The organism is Effusibacillus dendaii (assembly GCF_015097055.1).
Taxonomy (GTDB): Bacteria; Bacillota; Bacilli; order Tumebacillales; family Effusibacillaceae; genus Effusibacillus; species Effusibacillus dendaii.
In genome coordinates, this window is the sequence record NZ_AP023366.1 from 1,802,580 (window position 1) to 1,818,705 (window position 16,126).

The window sequence follows — 16,126 nt, forward strand, 5'->3', positions numbered from 1 at the left end:
TGAATGGGGGACTCCACCTCCCAATTTATTTGAATGGGTTATCTCCCAAAAGAATACTTAATGTGTGAATCAGAGTAGCGCATTGGAGCGACATCGTTTTGGTGAGAACCTTTAGCTGCTGTTCATTTAATTTTGACAACAGCGGTTTTAATTCCAGCAGACGATCCTCGACCAAATGCAGCTGTTCGAAAATCTCGTGCATTTTGTGGGACACGTCTGTTGCCGAAACCTTTTGCTCGTCAAACACCTGCAATCTCGCGCGAATTTCTTCCAACGACAGCTTTTCTTTTTTGTACAGCTCGATCAGTTTTAATCGCTGCAGCGCTTCCTCCGAGTAGAATCGATAATTCGATTCGGTCCTTTCATACGTGAGCAACCCCAGTTGCGTGTAATAATCGATTGTTCGTTTCGAGACATTTGCAACGTTTGCCAACTCGCCTATGCGATACAACTTCCCATCGGGGTACATCCTTTCTTGGTCGAAGTTATTATCATTTTATGATTTTTAAAACCGTACAGTCAAACGTTATGGTAGATACTAAATCGTCGGAAAACAGGCAAAAAAATAAGAGCGGCTTTTTTTCCCGCTCTACCTCCTCATTTTTTGGCCAATCAATCGTTTTTGCGAGCTTCTCCACCCTTTCACTAAAAAGCAGCCCAAGCAATCGTATGGGCTTTTTCGTATCGCTGCCGTACATCATCCCAGTTCACGACGTTCCACCAGGCATCTATATATGATTTTCTGTCGTTCGCATACTTTACATAATAAGCATGTTCCCACACGTCAAGCACGAGCAGCGGAATCCCATCCTCCCTTGTGACTTTTCCCTATTGTATGCTTCTATTTACACTGGGCGTTTGTCCCATAAGCAAAAAGGGCGGACACCTAAGGTTTAACGTTTTTGAATTTGCATCATCAGATTTTCGGATACAAGGTGACCATACTGGCTCATCATGATGGACTCGCCTTTTTGAACGTATGCCCTCCGATTTCTACATCTTCAATCGCAATCCGTCCAATTGACCAGGCCGCTGGGTAAAGGCGCATCGCTTCCTGCACGATGCAATACGTATATTTCAAATCATTCAGCGAATCGGGCGTCGGATCGGCACCGTGCAGCACACTTTCTAACTCTTCATGAAATTTCCTTTCAACTTCCGGATGTTGAGACAGCAGGTACCACGTCCAAGCCAACGTATTGGCTGTCGTTTCATGACCGGCCAGGAAAATCGTCATCACTTGGTCGCGCAGATGCTTGTCCGGCATACCGACGCAACAGGATGGACAGCACATCCTGCTTGTTCTCCTGTGGGTTCTGGCGACGGTTTTCAATGATGCTATACATCAATTGATCGAGCTTTTCGATAGAATCTTTCACCGCCCGGTCACGCGTATCGGTAACCTCTGTCGGTTCATGCCCTTCCATCCGTGCTTTCTCTGTAATCATCCGGGGCAGGGAATCCAGCAAGTTACGGAGGTCAGCTTCTCCTTCCGCATCGTGCACCGTCATGCCAAATATCGTATCGGTAATGATGTCCACGTGACTTCCATCATCTCGGTGGTGATATTGCGTGTTTCCCCATCCTGCCAGGTATCGGATCTTGTTTCAGCCATTTTCACCATCGTCGGTGCATACATGCTAATATGCCGGGATATTGAAATACGGCTGCATGATTTGCCGATCTTGTCGATGGCGTTCTCCTTCGCTTGTAAGAATTCCTTCACCGACGATTACTTTCAAAACTTGCAGATTTTTTGACTTAATAAAACTTTCTTTTTTCTCAATCAGTACTTCACGGATGTGATCCGGATTGGAAAGTAAATAGGGAAATTCCATGTCGGGAGAAATTAGTTTGACGACGTCTCCACGCTCTCTTGCGTTCACGAGCAGTGCCAGCGGATTTTGAACAAACTGTTCGAACGAACCAACGATCAGAATGTCTTTTGTTGTCACCTGATATTCCTCCAGTTACCGAGTTTCCCGTATTTTCTCCGGGTGAATTTCAAATATACGCCCGCTTACAGAGTGGTGATGTCCTGACGGACAATCAAGCCAAAAGAAAAGGCTCCCGTCAGAACACAGGAACCATTTTTACGAAGAAGTGCAAACGCTTTACGGTACGCCCCCCATTTACCAACAATCATCTAAAGAATGGAGTATGACTCGTCTTTTTGATCAGTAATGAACATATGTCCAGGTGCGTGTGTAATCATAAACGGTGGTTTGCTTTGCATTGCCACTGCTTGCGGCGTTACTCCACATGCCCAAAACACCGGGATTTCATTTTCTTTTAGGGTCACTGCTTCACCAAAATCTACTTCATCAAGGTTATCAATGCCGATTAGCTTAGGGTTCCCCATATGAACAGGCGCTCCGTGAACAGAAGGAAAACGGGATGTGATTTGAGCGGCCCGAATCGCGTCCCGGGGTTGAAACGGACGCATGCTGACAACTAGATTACCGTGAAAAACGCCAGCGTTTTGGCACGAAATATTCGTTTTGTACATCGGTACATTTTTGCCTTCCTGAATGTGACGTACCGGTAGATTGTTCGTGAGAAGCGCCTGTTCAAATGTAAAGCTGCAACCGATCAAAAATGAAACCAAGTCATCCCGCCAATATTGGGTAATATCGGTTACTTCCGCAATCAGTTCCCCATATTCATAGATTCGATACTTGGGAAGATCCGTTCTGAGATCTGCATCCGGTGCGGTCAGATATGGGATTGGCGATCCCACGTCTGTGACTTCCAACAAGGGACACGGCTTTGGATTACGTTGGCAAAACAACAGAAAATCGTACGCTAATTCTTTTGGCAGAATTACCAGATTTGCTTGGGCGTTATTTTGGGCCAATCCTGCCGTCGGTTTTGTCCATTCTCCATCCCGAATTTTTTGTCGGATTTCTTGGGCGGATAAGTGTTTCACAATTTTTCCCCCTTTAAGATAAAGCCCCCACACAGTGAGGCTTTGAGAGTCTTATTTTCCACCAACCAAGTGTGGTAAAAACAGTGACAGATTCGGCCAATACGTCACGAGAACCAGAATCACCAATAATATTAGCAACTGTGGAAGCAGAGGACGAACCATCTGCGCCAAATTCACTTTGGCGATAGCTGAAGTAACGAAGAGACATACTCCAAGCGGCGGCGTAATCATACCGATTGTTAAGTTTACGGTGATGATAATCCCCAAATGCACCGGATCAACCCCGGCAGTAGTTGCAACCGGCAAAAATAATGGTGTAAAAATGGTCAATGCTGAAATCGTATCAATGAAAGTTCCCGCAATCAGAAGCACAACGTTTATAAGCAACAGTGTGACCCAGGGCGCACTAGAGATACTGGTAACTAAATCCCCCAGTTGATCAGGAATATCATGATATGAGAGTAACCATGTAAATAACGTTGCATTTGCGATTACGAACAGGATGGTTGCGGAGCTTACTGCTGATTCGAGCAATACCTTTGGCAACATCTTGATCGTTAACTCCTTATACACGAATACACCGATTATAAGAGCATAAACAACAGCTATCACACCCGATTCGGTTGCCGTAAAGATCCCAGAACGAAAACCGCCAATGATAATGACAGGCAGTAGAAGGGCGAGAAAGGCGTCTTTTAATCCCACCATGATTTCTTTTCGAGACGCCATCTTCTCACGGCCGCGAATGTTTTGTTTCTTGCCAACATAATACACATACGCCATCAGTCCAACTGCCATCAAAATCCCTGGTGTCACACCTGCTAAAAACAGGTCACCTATTGAAACGCTAGCCATCACTCCATACAAGATCATCGGAATCGACGGGGGAATTACAGGACCAATCGTCGAAGCTGATGCCACAAGCGTGGAAGCGAAACGCCGGTCATACCCTTGCGCAATCATTGCCGGTATCAGGATTCCTCCTATCGCAGCAGCGTCAGCAATGGCGGAGCCGGAAATCGCAGAGAAAAATGTACAAGCCAATACTGCCACTAATGCAAGTCCAGCGGGCAAGTGCCCAACCAACAATTCAGCAAAGTTCACCAAACGTTTTGAAATTCCACCTACCGTCATAATTTCTCCGGCGAGCACAAAAAGCGGAATTGCAACCAGAGTAAACGAGTCAATACCTGAAAAGGATTTTTGTGCAATCACAACCAAATCTGTATCGCTTAACAGTAACCCTACCAATGACGTAATACCTAGTGCAAAAGCAATAGGTATGCGAAGGAAGAACAAGACAAACAGCAAAACAACCAGCCATATCATACCTGTGTTCCTCCTTCCTGTTTTCCTTTTAGTTCATCGAGCATTCCTTTGATTAAGTAGAACAGCATGAGCACACCTGAAATTGGCATTACGATATACATATACATCAAGGAGACTTCTAAGGTAGGTGTCGTTTGCATTGTAGAATTCGTCGTGTGCACCCAACTGTAGTAGGTAAAAACCGCAACGAACAGAATACTGATCAAATAACCGATCGTGACGACCACGGAGCGTATTTTTTTCGATAGGTGATCAATGATATCCACACTCAAGTGACGATGATGTTTTACCCCCAGCGCAGTTCCGAAAAACACCATATAGGCAAACGCGAAACGTGTAATTTCTTCGGTCCATGGAGCAGGAACCTTAAGTACAAACCGGAAAAGGACCTGCAAAAACGTTGCAATTACAACAACTGCCAAACAACTGCCAATGATCACTTCCAACCAATAACGAAGTAGTTTCATAGCAGTGATCCCACTCCCTTCTTTAAAATAAGGGCTACCTGGGTAGCCCTATTTTCATTTATTTTGCAGCCGCTTTGATTTTGTCCAGTAAGTCTTGCGGAACTTTATCAGCTACAGATTTTGCTACATCTTTGGTTGCTGCCGCAAATGCCTCTCTGTCAGGTTGGGTGATATTGACCCCTTTACTTTTCAGTTCGTCAAGCGATTTGGTTTCGGCGTCTGCAAGCGTTTTACGCTGAGATACGGTTGCTTCTTGCACTGCTTCATCGAGCCATTTTTTCTGTTGATCTGTTAACGATTTATAGAACTTGTTACTTGCAAGAACCACAGCAGGTGAATAAGTGTGACTGGTTAATGCGAGTTGCTTTTGAACTTCATAGAATTTCATTGACATGATAGTTGCAATCGGATTTTCCTGCCCGTCTACCACGCCTTGTTCCAATGCGCTGTACAACTCATTAAAGTTTACAGGGGTGGGATTTGCACCAAGTGATTTCATAAATTCCTGCCAAACCGGGGCTGGCTGCACACGCATTTTCAGCCCTTTTACATCTTCCGGTTTCAAAATTTCTTTATTCTTGGTCGTCATATGACGGAAACCAACTTCCCAAAAACCCAGTCCTTTCATGTTCTTTTCATCAGCTTTTTTCAACAACGACTTCCCAATTTCGCCATCCAACACACTGTAAACGTGTTCTTTATTCTTAAAGAGGAACGGAATCCCAAATACGTTCATTTCAGGCACCACATTTGCCATTGAGCTGTCAGCCGAAACTACCGTCATATCAACCGTGCCATTCTGAATACCTTCAACCGCATCCTTTTCTGAACCCAGCTTGGCATTCGCGTAAATTTTCACTTCCATAGTTCCTTTGCTTTTTTCTTCCAGTGCTTTTTTAAACGCTTCGGCTCCAATGTTATATTGGTGAGTTTCCGACCCGGTGTGCGCTAATTTTATGCTGATTTTTTTAGAAGAATCCCCGCTATTTGCTGCAGGTTCCGCTTTTTGGCCAGAGGAACATCCAGCAACCAAACCCGCAACTAGTACACTGCTGAGAGCAAAACTTGCCATTGACTTTTTCATCATGTTTTCATCTCCTATTTATATTTTTAATTAATAAAGGTCAAACCGTTGATCATCAAAAACTGGAATCCGTTTCCGAATCGCATCGACTTTAGCCAGGTCAATGTCAACGAAGTAAATTTGTTCGTTGCTGTCCCCTTCCAGCAACACTTCGCCCCACGGATCCACCACCATCGAATTTCCGGGGAATGCGGTGTCTCGGCTTGTTCCACAACGGTTTACGGCGATCATATAGGACTGGTTTTCAATCGCTCGTGAAATTACAAGCGTTCTCCAATGATCAACACGGGCCGAGGGCCATTGAGCGGTATTAATTAACAATTTTGCACCGGAACCCACCAATTTTCGGAAAAGGAACGGGAACCGCAAATCATAACAAATCATCGTTCCTACGGTGGTTCCTTTGTAATCGAACAACCCGAAAGCATTTCCAGCTTTCAAGTACAGATGCTCATCCATCAGACGAAACAGATGAAGTTTGTCATACCGGATGACTTCATTTCCTTTTTCATCAAAAACCAGCATGGTATTGGTAACATCGCCGGATTGGGAATCTTTATACAACACACTTCCGCCCACGATCGTTACATGATGCTGTTTCGCAAATTCAGAAAACAATTCTCTGGTTCGCTTTCCATCAATGTCCGCAACTTCATCCGCTTGTTCCAACGCGTAGCCTGTATTCCACATTTCCGGAAAGATAATCATGTCGGGATTTTGTGCCATTGCTTCTTTCAAGAAATGTTGGGCCTTTTGATAATTCTTTTCCGGTTCCCCAATTTGAACATCCATTTGAACAAGTGCCAGTTTCATGGATTACCCTCCAACTACTACTGAATATTCGCCATTTAACGTGCGATTGAGAACGGGGTCTCTCATTTCATAGATAAATTGGTTTCCATACACAAACCCTCCTAAAGTGGGTACAGTGCCTGAAAAAATAATCGTGTTTTTTAAATCCTCATATCCAAATTCTTTCAATTTCCCTAATAGGTCAGATACAGGCAGTAAAGCGGTCAAATTATGTTCTTGATACAAGCGCGTCCCGTTTTTATCGGTCATCCATGAACGCAAAATCAATTGATCCCAATGATCTTGTACATCCACTAACCTCCAAAATTGTGTAACAAACGGTTTCGGACATGCCTCCTTTGACTTTTGAATGTCTTCCGTTTCCAGATGGCGATCCGTGTGATCACTTCCGACCGTCACCAACCATTCCTCTCCGTCATGGAAAAGAACGTACTCCACCTCTCCGGACGTCTCCGTTCCTTGTACTATAATGGTCGATTCTGTGGTCAGCCCACTCAATGGCTGTGGGTATAACGCGGGGATAGTGGAAGGCGGATCTACACCAATTAAAGACAGTTCATGAATATGTTCGTGAACTTTTTCAACGTTTCGCCCTCCATATCCAACAACCAGCACTTTTTCGATGGAAATGTTTTTGGGTGTGGTTCCTCCATTTGCTTCCTGGATTGAAATTGAATACATTTTCATAAATGTCACTCCTGACTGGCTTGCAATGCGGTCAACACGGCGGCTCGCGTTTGTTCAATATGTTTGGCAACTGCGATTTTGGCAAGATTAACGTCTCTTTTCTTTACTCCTGCGATGATCGCCCTATGTTCTTGCAGGGTCTCCTGGATTCGGTCTGTTGTATGAATCGCCCTAATTCCAAACCACCGCATTAAATCACTTAAATTATGCATCAGCTGAATCAAGCGATCATTTCCTGATAATTCCGCAAGATACATATGAAAATCTTTGTCAATCGAGATAAAAGACTTATTATCATGCTGATGATTTAATTGATGCATGAAAATTTCTTCTAGCGTTTGATCTTCTTTGTCCGTAATTTTCGGAATTAATAGTTCCATTACGAGAGACTCATTGGCGCTGCGTAGTTGCAACACTTCTTCCACATCTTTTTGCGAGATATGAGACACAAACACCCCTTTCCTTGGTATAGACTTCACCCATCCTTCCAGTTCCAGCATGTGGATCGCTTCCCTTAATGGAGTACGGCTAATTCCCAAACTTTCAGACAGGTTGCGTTCCGAGAGGATTTCCCCTTGCGGAATCACATGGTTAATAATGGCGTTCTTAATTTCTTCATAAGCATGCTGCTTAAATAACTGGGGTTGTTCAATTTTTGTGAATTGCACGGTATCCCCTCCTCTCATCCAATTGGTATTTGGAATTTGGTATCTGGTATTCCACATTTGACACAAAAATTCCTTCTGATGTTTTAAAATTTTTTTAAAACTACGACTGTTCGAAATCAACCGTTCTATCGGAAAATAAAGAATGGAGTGTTTTTTGTTATATCTGAAATACAAATTTTGCTCCCCAAAATCGTCATACGGAAACTGTACAGTGTGTCCTCTTTCGTAAAAGACCAATAAGTAACGTGAACTTACTTAACGTAATTTTTACTATAAATGTATTTTAATCAAAAAAACGAAAAACAAAATATTATATGTAAGCTTTTGTTACACAACAAAAGAGCGCCCGGATTGCAGATCCTTCGCTCTCCTGGTGCTTTCACTTCATCAATTTTTCCGTTCACATAGCCAAGTTTTTCAAATGTGATACCAATACTTCGGGTTGCGAAAAAAATGGGGAATGATCTGTATCCATAGTAATAACTCGACGACAAGGGGTGTTCGTGTACATTGCTCTTTGCGCCTCAATAGGGAGCGCCTTATCTTTAAGAGTTGCAATATAAACACGAGGAATTCTCCCAAAATTATCATTCGTTATGTGAACCGGTGTGATATAGGGGAATAACGGTTCGGGGCAAAGTTTTTCTATAGATTCTGATGCATCTTTTTCAGAACATTCACCGTAAAACAGATCCTTAGCCGCAGAACTATCAAGCTGTGCATAGGTCTTATCTTCACTCATGATGAGCGGTAAAGGGGAAAGTTTGTATTTTTCGCCTAATTGAATTAAATTTTGTCCATTTTCTGGCATGCTCGCAGTTAAATAGACTAGCAACTGAATCTTTTCAGAACGATATTCTGCTGCTTGCGTGATGACAATTCCCCCAAAGCTATGCCCTACCAAAATCACCTTTTCAGGTTCGTTATCCAGAACACTACACACACGACCCGTGTAATCTTTCAATGTGACTTTAGAAGGTGAGGCCTGATCCTTACCGTGCCCGGGCAGATCGAAGGTTACTACGCGGTGTCCGGAATCCTGTAACAAAGGGACTATTTTCTCCCAACACCATTCTCCGGTAAACGATCCATGCACCAAAACATAGGTACTCATTTACTCACCCCTTAAAAAATTTGAAATATTGATTACTTCATAATTGTACGATTTATTCTTTTTTGTTTGATTGAACATTTCTTGAATAATATTGCCTGACCCCCCCTCTGAAGCGATCCTCTCACCCCAGAGTTTGTGATATAGGGAGATGCGATTGGATAAATCGACATGATTTAAAAAACTTCATCGATGTTGATTAACTGGCCAATTGTTGCTCCTGCTCTTATTTTCTCTTGCAGAACATGCTCCGTTTTCAGCAGATGTTTCGTTTTTTCCAAGACGTTTGACGCGTCTTGTCTTGGTACTACCACGATTCCATTCCCATCGATTACAATTATGTCACCCGGGTGAACAGGGACACCGGCACACTGAATGGCAACTGTGACATGGCCATAGTCTGATATAGAGCCAACATTCGGTACAATCCCCTTGGAAAATACGGGGAATTTTAGCTTTCGAATCTCCTCTACAAGCGCCGTCTATTACCGCTCCAAGAACACCTTTATTCATGGCAGACATTGTCATGTTTTCACCCCAAAAAGATGTCATTGCATTAAATCTCTCCATACTATCTGAAATGGCACATGTTACAGAATCATATTTTTTCTAGAAGTTCATTTAAGGCTCGTACGACGTTTTGATCAGCCCGCTCAATAGATTCAATAATTTTCATAGAATCGTTGTCTGCTTTTTTCAATACTATTGCCCGCCCCTTTACGAATCTCCAAGTAATGGGGTTGATGGTCATTCTGCTTTAAAACAAATCCAATTGCCGAGGAGCCAATCCGTCGTATTCAATTCCCAGCAGTTGCAGCATTTCTTTTGCATTAGCGGCAGCATCCCCGCCTGAATTGTTATTGAACAACACACAAACGTCTTCTGCCATATCTTGAAGATATTCAAGCTTCTCTTTCCACTCTATCAGCTCTTCCTTGCTATAACGATACAAATATCTAACATCCCGCCAATCGGGATTTCCGTGATTGTTCCATACGCTTGCATTGCGGCCATGAAATCGAACCAATACAAGTTTCTGATTGGTAGACCGCAAGACAGTCGGTACAGAACCTTCCAGCCTGAGGTTCATCGCAAATACAGTGTATCCAACCTTCTTTTTCCATAAAGGTTAACGTTTTTTCCTGCATGGTAGGAGTAAACCAACTCTGGTTTCGAAATTCAAGGGCAACCGGTATGTCCTTCATTTTGTGCCTCGTGTACCGCAGAATATTCACATTTCTCTTCGTACAGTCAAACCACGGCGGATATTGAAAAAGTACAGCTGTAAGCTTTCCCGCCCTACACAGAGGCTGAATGGATTCAATAAAGGCATGAAACATTTCGTCATGGTTTTGAAAAGGATTTTCCTCTCTTAGATGGCCTGTCATTCCCTGATACGATTTCACAATAAAACGAAAACTGTGACAATTTTAATTTTTTTATTACAATGTTAAAAGAGCAAAGCCAACTCCCTCATCGAAAGTTGGCTTTGTGATTGCCTCATTTCAATTTGTCCTGATTTATAAGACGGTATATTGAGTAAATCTGAAACAGTGACTAACTTATACCCTTCTTCGCGAAGAGTACGAATGACATAAGGCAATGCCTCCACTGTGTCCTCCAGGCTTTCCCCACGACCACCGGCACTGTGCAGCAACACGATTGATCCGGGCCCAGCGTGGGCCAATATATTGGCTGTTACTTGTGGAGCAGTGAGACCTGCCCCATCCAGACTATCAACGTTCCAAAAGATAATCTTATAATCAAGTGACATGATTTCACGAATTACATCATGTAGGGCCAAGACATCCAGAATTCGAGGCGTCCAGACATCATCCGGTCCATCGTCAAAAGTCAGGGCTACTTCCTTACGAGGAGGACCATGTAAAATCACTTCAGTTGGAAACATGGAAGCCCAATCTATATGTTTAACATGTGGATGTCGTTCTTCGATTCGTTCGGGTCCATGTTTGAAAGGTGCTACCTGTCTCATCCAGTCCTCCTGTTGGATTTCATGAATGCCGGTGGTATTGTATGGAGTTCGGATAGAACGTGTAAGTAGGTACTGGATAAACCGTTGGCACTGTCCGCAGATAAAAGAAAATTGGGTAGAACATGATTTTTCCTATAATATAGTTTTTTATACTATATGAGGAAAGGAATGTCTTTGGTTACGACTACACACTCCGATCTCTTTAAGTACCCCGCAACCATTCCAAACAAAGAAAGGTGTTGTATCTCCATGTTACACCACAATCCTCTGTCTGAAAAGGATAAAGAACGTATCTTCCAGTTTGTTTTCCACTCTTGCCATTGGTCATCTACTTCGTAAGGCGGGAATCCAAAAATCCTTTGGCATGTCTGGTCTAGCTGTCTTTCAACTCATCTTTTCATGGGTATTTCAGGGCCGAAACTGGTTTCGCCTTCTTGAAGGAGAACGCGGCTCTTCATTACCAGGTAAAGATGTCGTCTATCGCTTCTTGAATCATTCCCGCTTTAATTGGCGGAGGTTTCTGCATTCACTTAGCCTGAAAATTATACAGTTCTTTGAATCGCTCACTTCAGCTTCCCGTATTAAAGCGTTCATCATCGACGATTCGGTAATTAGCCGTAACCGAAGTAAGAAAGCTGAACTGCTGGCACGAGTCCATGATCATACGACAGGCCGCTTCGTGCGGGGATATAACATGCGGACTCCAGGCTGGTCGGATGGCTTCAGCTTTGCTCCCATCGATTTTGTGATGCTTAGTTCCCCCAAGCTGGCAAACCGCTTTTGTGAGATCATGGAAGGTTTCTTTAAGAGTTCGCACGGTTATAAGCGGCGGATGGAAGCCCTGACTCGTAAACCCGACGCTGTTATAGCTCTACTAGAGCATGCTCTGGCTCCCGGTTTCTCGGCCGACTTTGTCTTGATGGACAGTTGGTTTACGCAAGCCCCGTTACTCCGGGAATTGATGTCCAAGGGTTTGCATGTCATTGGTATGGTCAAAGACATGAAGCAACGATATATAATGGGTGACAACCGCATGACACTGCAGGAGCTATACACGAAATTGCCCAGAAACAAGAAAGCAAAAATCTTGGGATCGCTAATGGTCAAAACCGCTTGTGGTTTGCCCATAAAACTCGTATTTGTTCAAAATCGCAACAAACGCCGGGAATGGTTGGTTATTCTTAGCACTGACTTGGAATTAAACGATCATGAAATCGTCCGTATTTACGGGATGCGCTGGAGCATCGAGACATTCTTCAAGTTCACTAAATCCTTTTTAAAGCTGGGTACTGAGTTTCAAGGTCGTTCCTTTGACATGCTCATCAGCCATACCACCATTGTTTTTACACGTTACTTGCTGATGGAATGGGAACGTAGTCAGGAAAAAAGACCAGCGCTCTCTTGGCGGCTTGTTCTACCTTTTTTCAGATGAAGTCCGTGACATGGATCTGAAAATGGCATTGCAACAACTGATTACGTTCTTTGTCGAATTGATTGATATTCAACCGAAACGGAAACAGTCTGTCATTATGAGTCAAGTACAAGAATGGATGTCCGGTTTGCCCAACTACATTAAGGGTTTGTTTGCAAAACCAAGCTGGTCGAGTAGATGTGAATTATTTCATCAAAGATGCGCTTCCCTTTATCCATACCTTGAGAAAGGTTCAAACCGTTCAACAAACGGCTTGAACCTTTTTATGTATCGCGCTTTCTGTTTAACGTCCCTTCCTTTTGCCCCAAAAAATCATCAAACACTTGAAGAACGGTATATTTCAAAAATCAATTGTAAAACTTCTAACGGATGGGCATTTCTACCTTCAGAGTTGGGAAAAGTAGTCTTGGTGTTAATTAAACGGGAGGGTGCTTTATGACACTCATCAGTCTTTTGATCAACTTGATTCAAATTTTGCTGTTGATAGTCGTCTTGTACCATTTGTCTCTGGGACTTTTTGGATTTCGCCGTTACCATGTCCCCTCTCCGTGTGAACCTGGAAAGCGATTTGCGATTATTATTCCCGCCCACAACGAGGAACGGGTTATCGGGCAACTGATAAACAATCTCCAAAAAATGAATTATCCAAAACAGCTATATGACATTTTCGTCATCTGCGATAACTGTACGGATCAAACCGCTTTTATTGCTAACAAAGCAGGGGCACATGCAGTTCAACGGCGAGATCCACATAAAAAAGGCAAAGGATACGCCCTTTCTTGGATGTTCAATCGGTTGCTGGTTTCTGAACCGCATCGTTGGGATGCGTTTGTGATTTTAGATGCTGACAATTTGGTCTCATCAAATTTTCTTCAAATGATGAACACCTATTTACAAAACGGTCACCGGTTGCTGCAGGCATGCCTGGATGTAAAAAACCCGGATGATTCTTGGATTACAAGATGCTATGCCCTCTCCTATTGGACAACAAATCGAATTTTCCAACTGGCCAGATATAATCTTGGATGGAGTTGTGTTCTCGGGGGAACAGGTATTTGTGTAGAGAGCGGATTGCTGAAAGAGATTGGGTGGAATGCCACAAGTCTGACGGAAGATCTTGAATTTACCCTGCAATGCCTGCTTTCAAAGAACATACGTGCTATATGGGTGCATGATGCAAAGATCTATGACGAAAAACCAATTTCCCTACTGCCCTCAATGCGTCAACGCCTCCGGTGGATGCAAGGCCATGCGGACTGTTTCTTTCGGTATGTCGTCACTCTGGTCAAACAAGGTATAATAACACGGAATAAATCAATGATCGATCTTTGTATGTATTTGATACAACCGTTTGTGATTGTAGCATCCGGGATATTAATTGTCGTATCTGTTTTGCAAAACATGCATCCCTTTTACTGGTCAATCTGGGGCAGTTTTCCAAAAATAATTCGTGACCTGTTCGTGATTGTGGAAACGAGCATACCCCTCTTGGCACTTCTAATCGAACGGATTGGTTTTTACCGGATTTGCAGTGTCTTATATCTTCCTTTTTTCAGTCTGACTTGGATTCCGCTTGCAATCATCGGAATAGCCCGTCACAAAGAGAGAAACTGGATACACACCGAACATAACCGCGTAATATCAGACGAAGAGTCACTCCAACTGACCGGTTTAACACAGAATGATGATTACTAGAGCCTTCCTTGCTTGCCATATATCCGGCATGGAGTCGTAAGCGCGGCAGAATGGTGATGAATTTGAGGCAGACGATAGCATACTCAACAAGCCTGTATTTTACAGTCTCGTGTTATTCACCTGTTCCCAAAGTGTTCTCCCGTGCATGAACTGTAGCAAACATCAACGGAGGTGAGTTTATGATGCACTATCCACAATGTGGTCCGATTATTTGTCCACCGCGGTATGTCGTCCGTGATTATTACACTCCCCGCATAGTACCGCATATTCATCCAATCGTGAACATCAACCGTCAAAACATTGTGTACGTTCCCCGTCACATTTACAGCCAGACAACAAGAAATATCGTTGTCGACCCTGGCTATCGTGGACCGTATTGCTGTTGAGCCAATGTCAAGGAATAAAGCCTGCCATAACCGAGCGATATGTAGAAATGAGGCCGAAAGGCCTCTTATTTATTTACTTCCTTACCGATATCTCGAATAGATGTACCTGCGTCTTTTTACGATCCGGCGATACATGGTTTTGTCCTTCAGTTTTTTAAACAACATGAAACCAGGATTTTTATTAGCTTCGATAATCCATATGCGCCCCTCAGTATCCACCGCAATATCGATGCCCAATTGACGGATTCTTGGAAATTTCCGATTTAGCACCTTAGCTGCGGTGGTGGAAATTTTGTCTATCGAACGAATAGTGCGCTTCACTTTGCGGGGCCGATTTTTATAAATAGAACGCAGAACGGTCTTAAGAGATTTCGGTCGTCCTCCTTGCGAGTAATTGGTAACGAACTTGCCTGCCGCCGCTACTCGGACCACTTTACCCGAAATATGCCATTTGGATTTCGGTTTCTGCATGTACACACGGATATCGACAGGCCGATTTTTGTATTTGGCCAGTTTGAGCCCCTGCTGAATCAAATAAGTTCTTTTCGGCTTGAGTATCTTTTGCAATTCCTTCCAGACGGAACTCTTCTTAACTTTCCGGTGTCGTAAGTCCCACGAAATTTTAATTTTCCGGTTTTTGTAACGCTTCAACCTTACGATCCCTTTCCCCAGGCTTCCTTTGTCCGGCTTGATAAACAAGGTGGGATAACGTTTCATCATTCGTGCAAGAACGCTCTTTTTCAACCGATGGGTTTCGGGCAGATGGCGTCGGAGAACTGGATGCTTTCGCATTGCATCTCGCTTCGGTAATTTCCCTATAATTCTTGGCAGTGGCATTTTAATGACCCCTTTATTAATAGTTCAGTCTAACTAGCATATGATGGCGGAAAGTAGTTTGTAAGATACATTCGCCTTATCTGCCCGTGGCTCTCCAAATCCGCTTTTACCCATTTTTGTCGGGACAATAAACCAAAAATCCTCCACCCCAATACATTAGTCAGTGAATTTAAACAATGTGAAAGGGTGTGTTTTTATGTATTATTGGTTGCAATGGCCTTATAGAACAACACCGTTTTATACGGAGTATCCAAATTTCTATTCCCCGTATGTTCAAGAAGTAGATAACTTGAAACAAAGAATGGACCAGTTAGTCAAGGAATGGGATGAATTCCGTGGTCAAATTACGGAGTGGAGATCACAAACAAGGTCAGAAGAAACAAGACACCAAGAAGTTGAAAGGGAGTTCATACAAGAACTAAAAGACCAAATTAATTTCCTAAGATCCGACCAATTAGCTGCGTATGAGCAACTGTTGTCTAGGTTTTTGTCCAATGAGATGAACAATCGAAACCGAGGGATTCAACGAGATATTACCCCTGTCGCAGGCATGGCTTCTGGCCATTCAAACGAACTATACGGGGAAACGGGCTTAACCCGGGAGAGTTCAAGTTTGCAGCTAATCCCTTAATCATTGTTAATCGAATACGAAACGTTGTGTTTCTTGAAACCGCCAAGCTCCCTTTGGATTGGCG

The 16,126-nt window shown here is 43.3% G+C and carries 18 protein-coding genes and 3 pseudogenes; 3 read left to right on the plus strand and 18 right to left on the minus strand.

Annotated elements, in window-relative coordinates:
- Positions 1-25 precede the first annotated feature (25 nt).
- The 17 genes and pseudogenes from skT53_RS09765 to skT53_RS09845 form a co-directional block, all read right to left on the minus strand.
- Positions 26-451, minus strand: coding sequence for a MerR family transcriptional regulator (locus skT53_RS09765; protein WP_226375170.1), 426 nt, complete (start codon positions 449-451; stop codon positions 26-28).
- 194 nt (positions 452-645) lie between these two features.
- Positions 646-804, minus strand: a complete 159-nt coding sequence (locus tag skT53_RS09770) for a Fe-Mn family superoxide dismutase (RefSeq protein WP_200760943.1) — start codon at positions 802-804, stop codon at positions 646-648.
- A gap of 148 nt (positions 805-952) precedes the next feature.
- Positions 953-1,237, minus strand: a complete 285-nt coding sequence (locus tag skT53_RS09775) for a cytochrome P450 (protein ID WP_200756399.1) — start codon at positions 1,235-1,237, stop codon at positions 953-955.
- Complete coding sequence (locus tag skT53_RS09780) at positions 1,212-1,541, minus strand: cytochrome P450 family protein (RefSeq protein WP_200756400.1); 330 nt, start codon at positions 1,539-1,541, stop codon at positions 1,212-1,214. The genes skT53_RS09775 and skT53_RS09780 overlap by 26 nt, the downstream gene beginning before the upstream one ends.
- Positions 1,542-1,640: 99 nt before the next feature.
- The gene (locus tag skT53_RS09785) at positions 1,641-1,955 is read right to left on the minus strand and encodes a cytochrome P450 (RefSeq protein ID WP_200756404.1); all 315 of its coding nucleotides are present in this window, start codon (positions 1,953-1,955) and stop codon (positions 1,641-1,643) included.
- Positions 1,956-2,146: 191 nt separating this feature from the next.
- Positions 2,147-2,929: a putative hydro-lyase gene (locus skT53_RS09790; protein ID WP_200756406.1), complete on the minus strand. Its 783-nt coding sequence runs from the start codon at positions 2,927-2,929 to the stop codon at positions 2,147-2,149.
- A gap of 51 nt (positions 2,930-2,980) precedes the next feature.
- The gene (locus skT53_RS09795; RefSeq protein WP_200756408.1) at positions 2,981-4,258 is read right to left on the minus strand and encodes a TRAP transporter large permease; all 1,278 of its coding nucleotides are present in this window, start codon (positions 4,256-4,258) and stop codon (positions 2,981-2,983) included.
- A complete protein-coding gene (locus skT53_RS09800) occupies positions 4,255-4,725 on the minus strand; it encodes a TRAP transporter small permease (RefSeq protein ID WP_200756410.1) in 471 nt (156 codons plus the stop codon). The genes skT53_RS09795 and skT53_RS09800 overlap by 4 nt, the downstream gene beginning before the upstream one ends.
- Positions 4,726-4,783: 58 nt before the next feature.
- Positions 4,784-5,812 (minus strand): TRAP transporter substrate-binding protein, encoded by a 1,029-nt coding sequence (locus skT53_RS09805; protein ID WP_200756412.1) that lies wholly within the window; start codon positions 5,810-5,812, stop codon positions 4,784-4,786.
- A gap of 27 nt (positions 5,813-5,839) precedes the next feature.
- On the minus strand, positions 5,840-6,622 hold the full coding sequence (locus skT53_RS09810) for a carbon-nitrogen family hydrolase (protein ID WP_200756415.1): 783 nt from the start codon (positions 6,620-6,622) through the stop codon (positions 5,840-5,842).
- A 3-nt stretch (positions 6,623-6,625) separates the two neighbouring features.
- Entirely contained in the window at positions 6,626-7,309 is a 684-nt protein-coding gene (locus skT53_RS09815; protein ID WP_200756417.1) for a DUF2848 family protein, read from the minus strand.
- Positions 7,310-7,314: 5 nt separating this feature from the next.
- Entirely contained in the window at positions 7,315-7,977 is a 663-nt protein-coding gene (locus skT53_RS09820; RefSeq protein ID WP_200756419.1) for a GntR family transcriptional regulator, read from the minus strand.
- 400 nt (positions 7,978-8,377) lie between these two features.
- Positions 8,378-9,091 carry an alpha/beta fold hydrolase gene (locus skT53_RS09825; RefSeq protein WP_200756421.1) on the minus strand — a complete coding sequence of 238 codons (714 nt, stop codon included), beginning with the start codon at positions 9,089-9,091 and terminating at the stop codon, positions 8,378-8,380.
- A gap of 173 nt (positions 9,092-9,264) precedes the next feature.
- A complete protein-coding gene (locus skT53_RS18855) occupies positions 9,265-9,402 on the minus strand; it encodes a hypothetical protein (protein ID WP_200756423.1) in 138 nt (45 codons plus the stop codon).
- A gap of 54 nt (positions 9,403-9,456) precedes the next feature.
- Positions 9,457-9,658 (minus strand): annotated as a pseudogene (locus skT53_RS19170) (RraA family protein); the annotation flags it as partial.
- A 187-nt stretch (positions 9,659-9,845) separates the two neighbouring features.
- A pseudogene (locus tag skT53_RS09840) lies at positions 9,846-10,509 on the minus strand (DUF72 domain-containing protein); the annotation flags it as partial.
- A gap of 29 nt (positions 10,510-10,538) precedes the next feature.
- Entirely contained in the window at positions 10,539-11,081 is a 543-nt protein-coding gene (locus tag skT53_RS09845) for a polysaccharide deacetylase family protein (RefSeq protein ID WP_226375171.1), read from the minus strand.
- 249 nt (positions 11,082-11,330) lie between these two features.
- Here skT53_RS09845 and skT53_RS09850 point away from each other — a divergent pair.
- Both skT53_RS09850 and skT53_RS09855 read left to right on the plus strand, forming a co-directional pair.
- Positions 11,331-12,667 (plus strand): annotated as a pseudogene (locus skT53_RS09850) (IS4 family transposase); the annotation flags it as partial.
- A 281-nt stretch (positions 12,668-12,948) separates the two neighbouring features.
- Positions 12,949-14,208, plus strand: a complete 1,260-nt coding sequence (locus tag skT53_RS09855; protein WP_200756428.1) for a glycosyltransferase family 2 protein — start codon at positions 12,949-12,951, stop codon at positions 14,206-14,208.
- Positions 14,209-14,675: 467 nt separating this feature from the next.
- On the opposite strand, the gene skT53_RS09860 is transcribed toward skT53_RS09855, so the two are convergent.
- Entirely contained in the window at positions 14,676-15,431 is a 756-nt protein-coding gene (locus tag skT53_RS09860; protein WP_200756430.1) for a YheC/YheD family protein, read from the minus strand.
- Positions 15,432-15,627: 196 nt separating this feature from the next.
- Here skT53_RS09860 and skT53_RS09865 point away from each other — a divergent pair, with 196 nt between their 5' ends.
- Positions 15,628-16,062 (plus strand): hypothetical protein, encoded by a 435-nt coding sequence (locus skT53_RS09865; RefSeq protein WP_200756432.1) that lies wholly within the window; start codon positions 15,628-15,630, stop codon positions 16,060-16,062.
- Positions 16,063-16,126: the final 64 nt, after the last annotated feature.

Excerpts from the sequence above, each read along its gene's own strand:
- skT53_RS09845 (WP_226375171.1), bottom strand. The coding sequence starts at position 11,081 with ATGAGACAGGTAGCACCTTTCAAACATGGACCCGAACGAATCGAAGAA.
- skT53_RS09810 (WP_200756415.1), bottom strand. The coding sequence starts at position 6,622 with ATGAAACTGGCACTTGTTCAAATGGATGTTCAAATTGGGGAACCGGAA.
- skT53_RS09775 (WP_200756399.1), bottom strand. The coding sequence starts at position 1,237 with ATGACGATTTTCCTGGCCGGTCATGAAACGACAGCCAATACGTTGGCT.
- skT53_RS09860 (WP_200756430.1), bottom strand. The coding sequence starts at position 15,431 with ATGCCACTGCCAAGAATTATAGGGAAATTACCGAAGCGAGATGCAATG.
- skT53_RS09795 (WP_200756408.1), bottom strand. The coding sequence starts at position 4,258 with ATGATATGGCTGGTTGTTTTGCTGTTTGTCTTGTTCTTCCTTCGCATA.
- skT53_RS09825 (WP_200756421.1), bottom strand. The coding sequence starts at position 9,091 with ATGAGTACCTATGTTTTGGTGCATGGATCGTTTACCGGAGAATGGTGT.
- skT53_RS09800 (WP_200756410.1), bottom strand. The coding sequence starts at position 4,725 with ATGAAACTACTTCGTTATTGGTTGGAAGTGATCATTGGCAGTTGTTTG.
- skT53_RS09855 (WP_200756428.1), top strand. The coding sequence starts at position 12,949 with ATGACACTCATCAGTCTTTTGATCAACTTGATTCAAATTTTGCTGTTG.
- skT53_RS09805 (WP_200756412.1), bottom strand. The coding sequence starts at position 5,812 with ATGATGAAAAAGTCAATGGCAAGTTTTGCTCTCAGCAGTGTACTAGTT.
- skT53_RS09865 (WP_200756432.1), top strand. The coding sequence starts at position 15,628 with ATGTATTATTGGTTGCAATGGCCTTATAGAACAACACCGTTTTATACG.
- skT53_RS09815 (WP_200756417.1), bottom strand. The coding sequence starts at position 7,309 with ATGAAAATGTATTCAATTTCAATCCAGGAAGCAAATGGAGGAACCACA.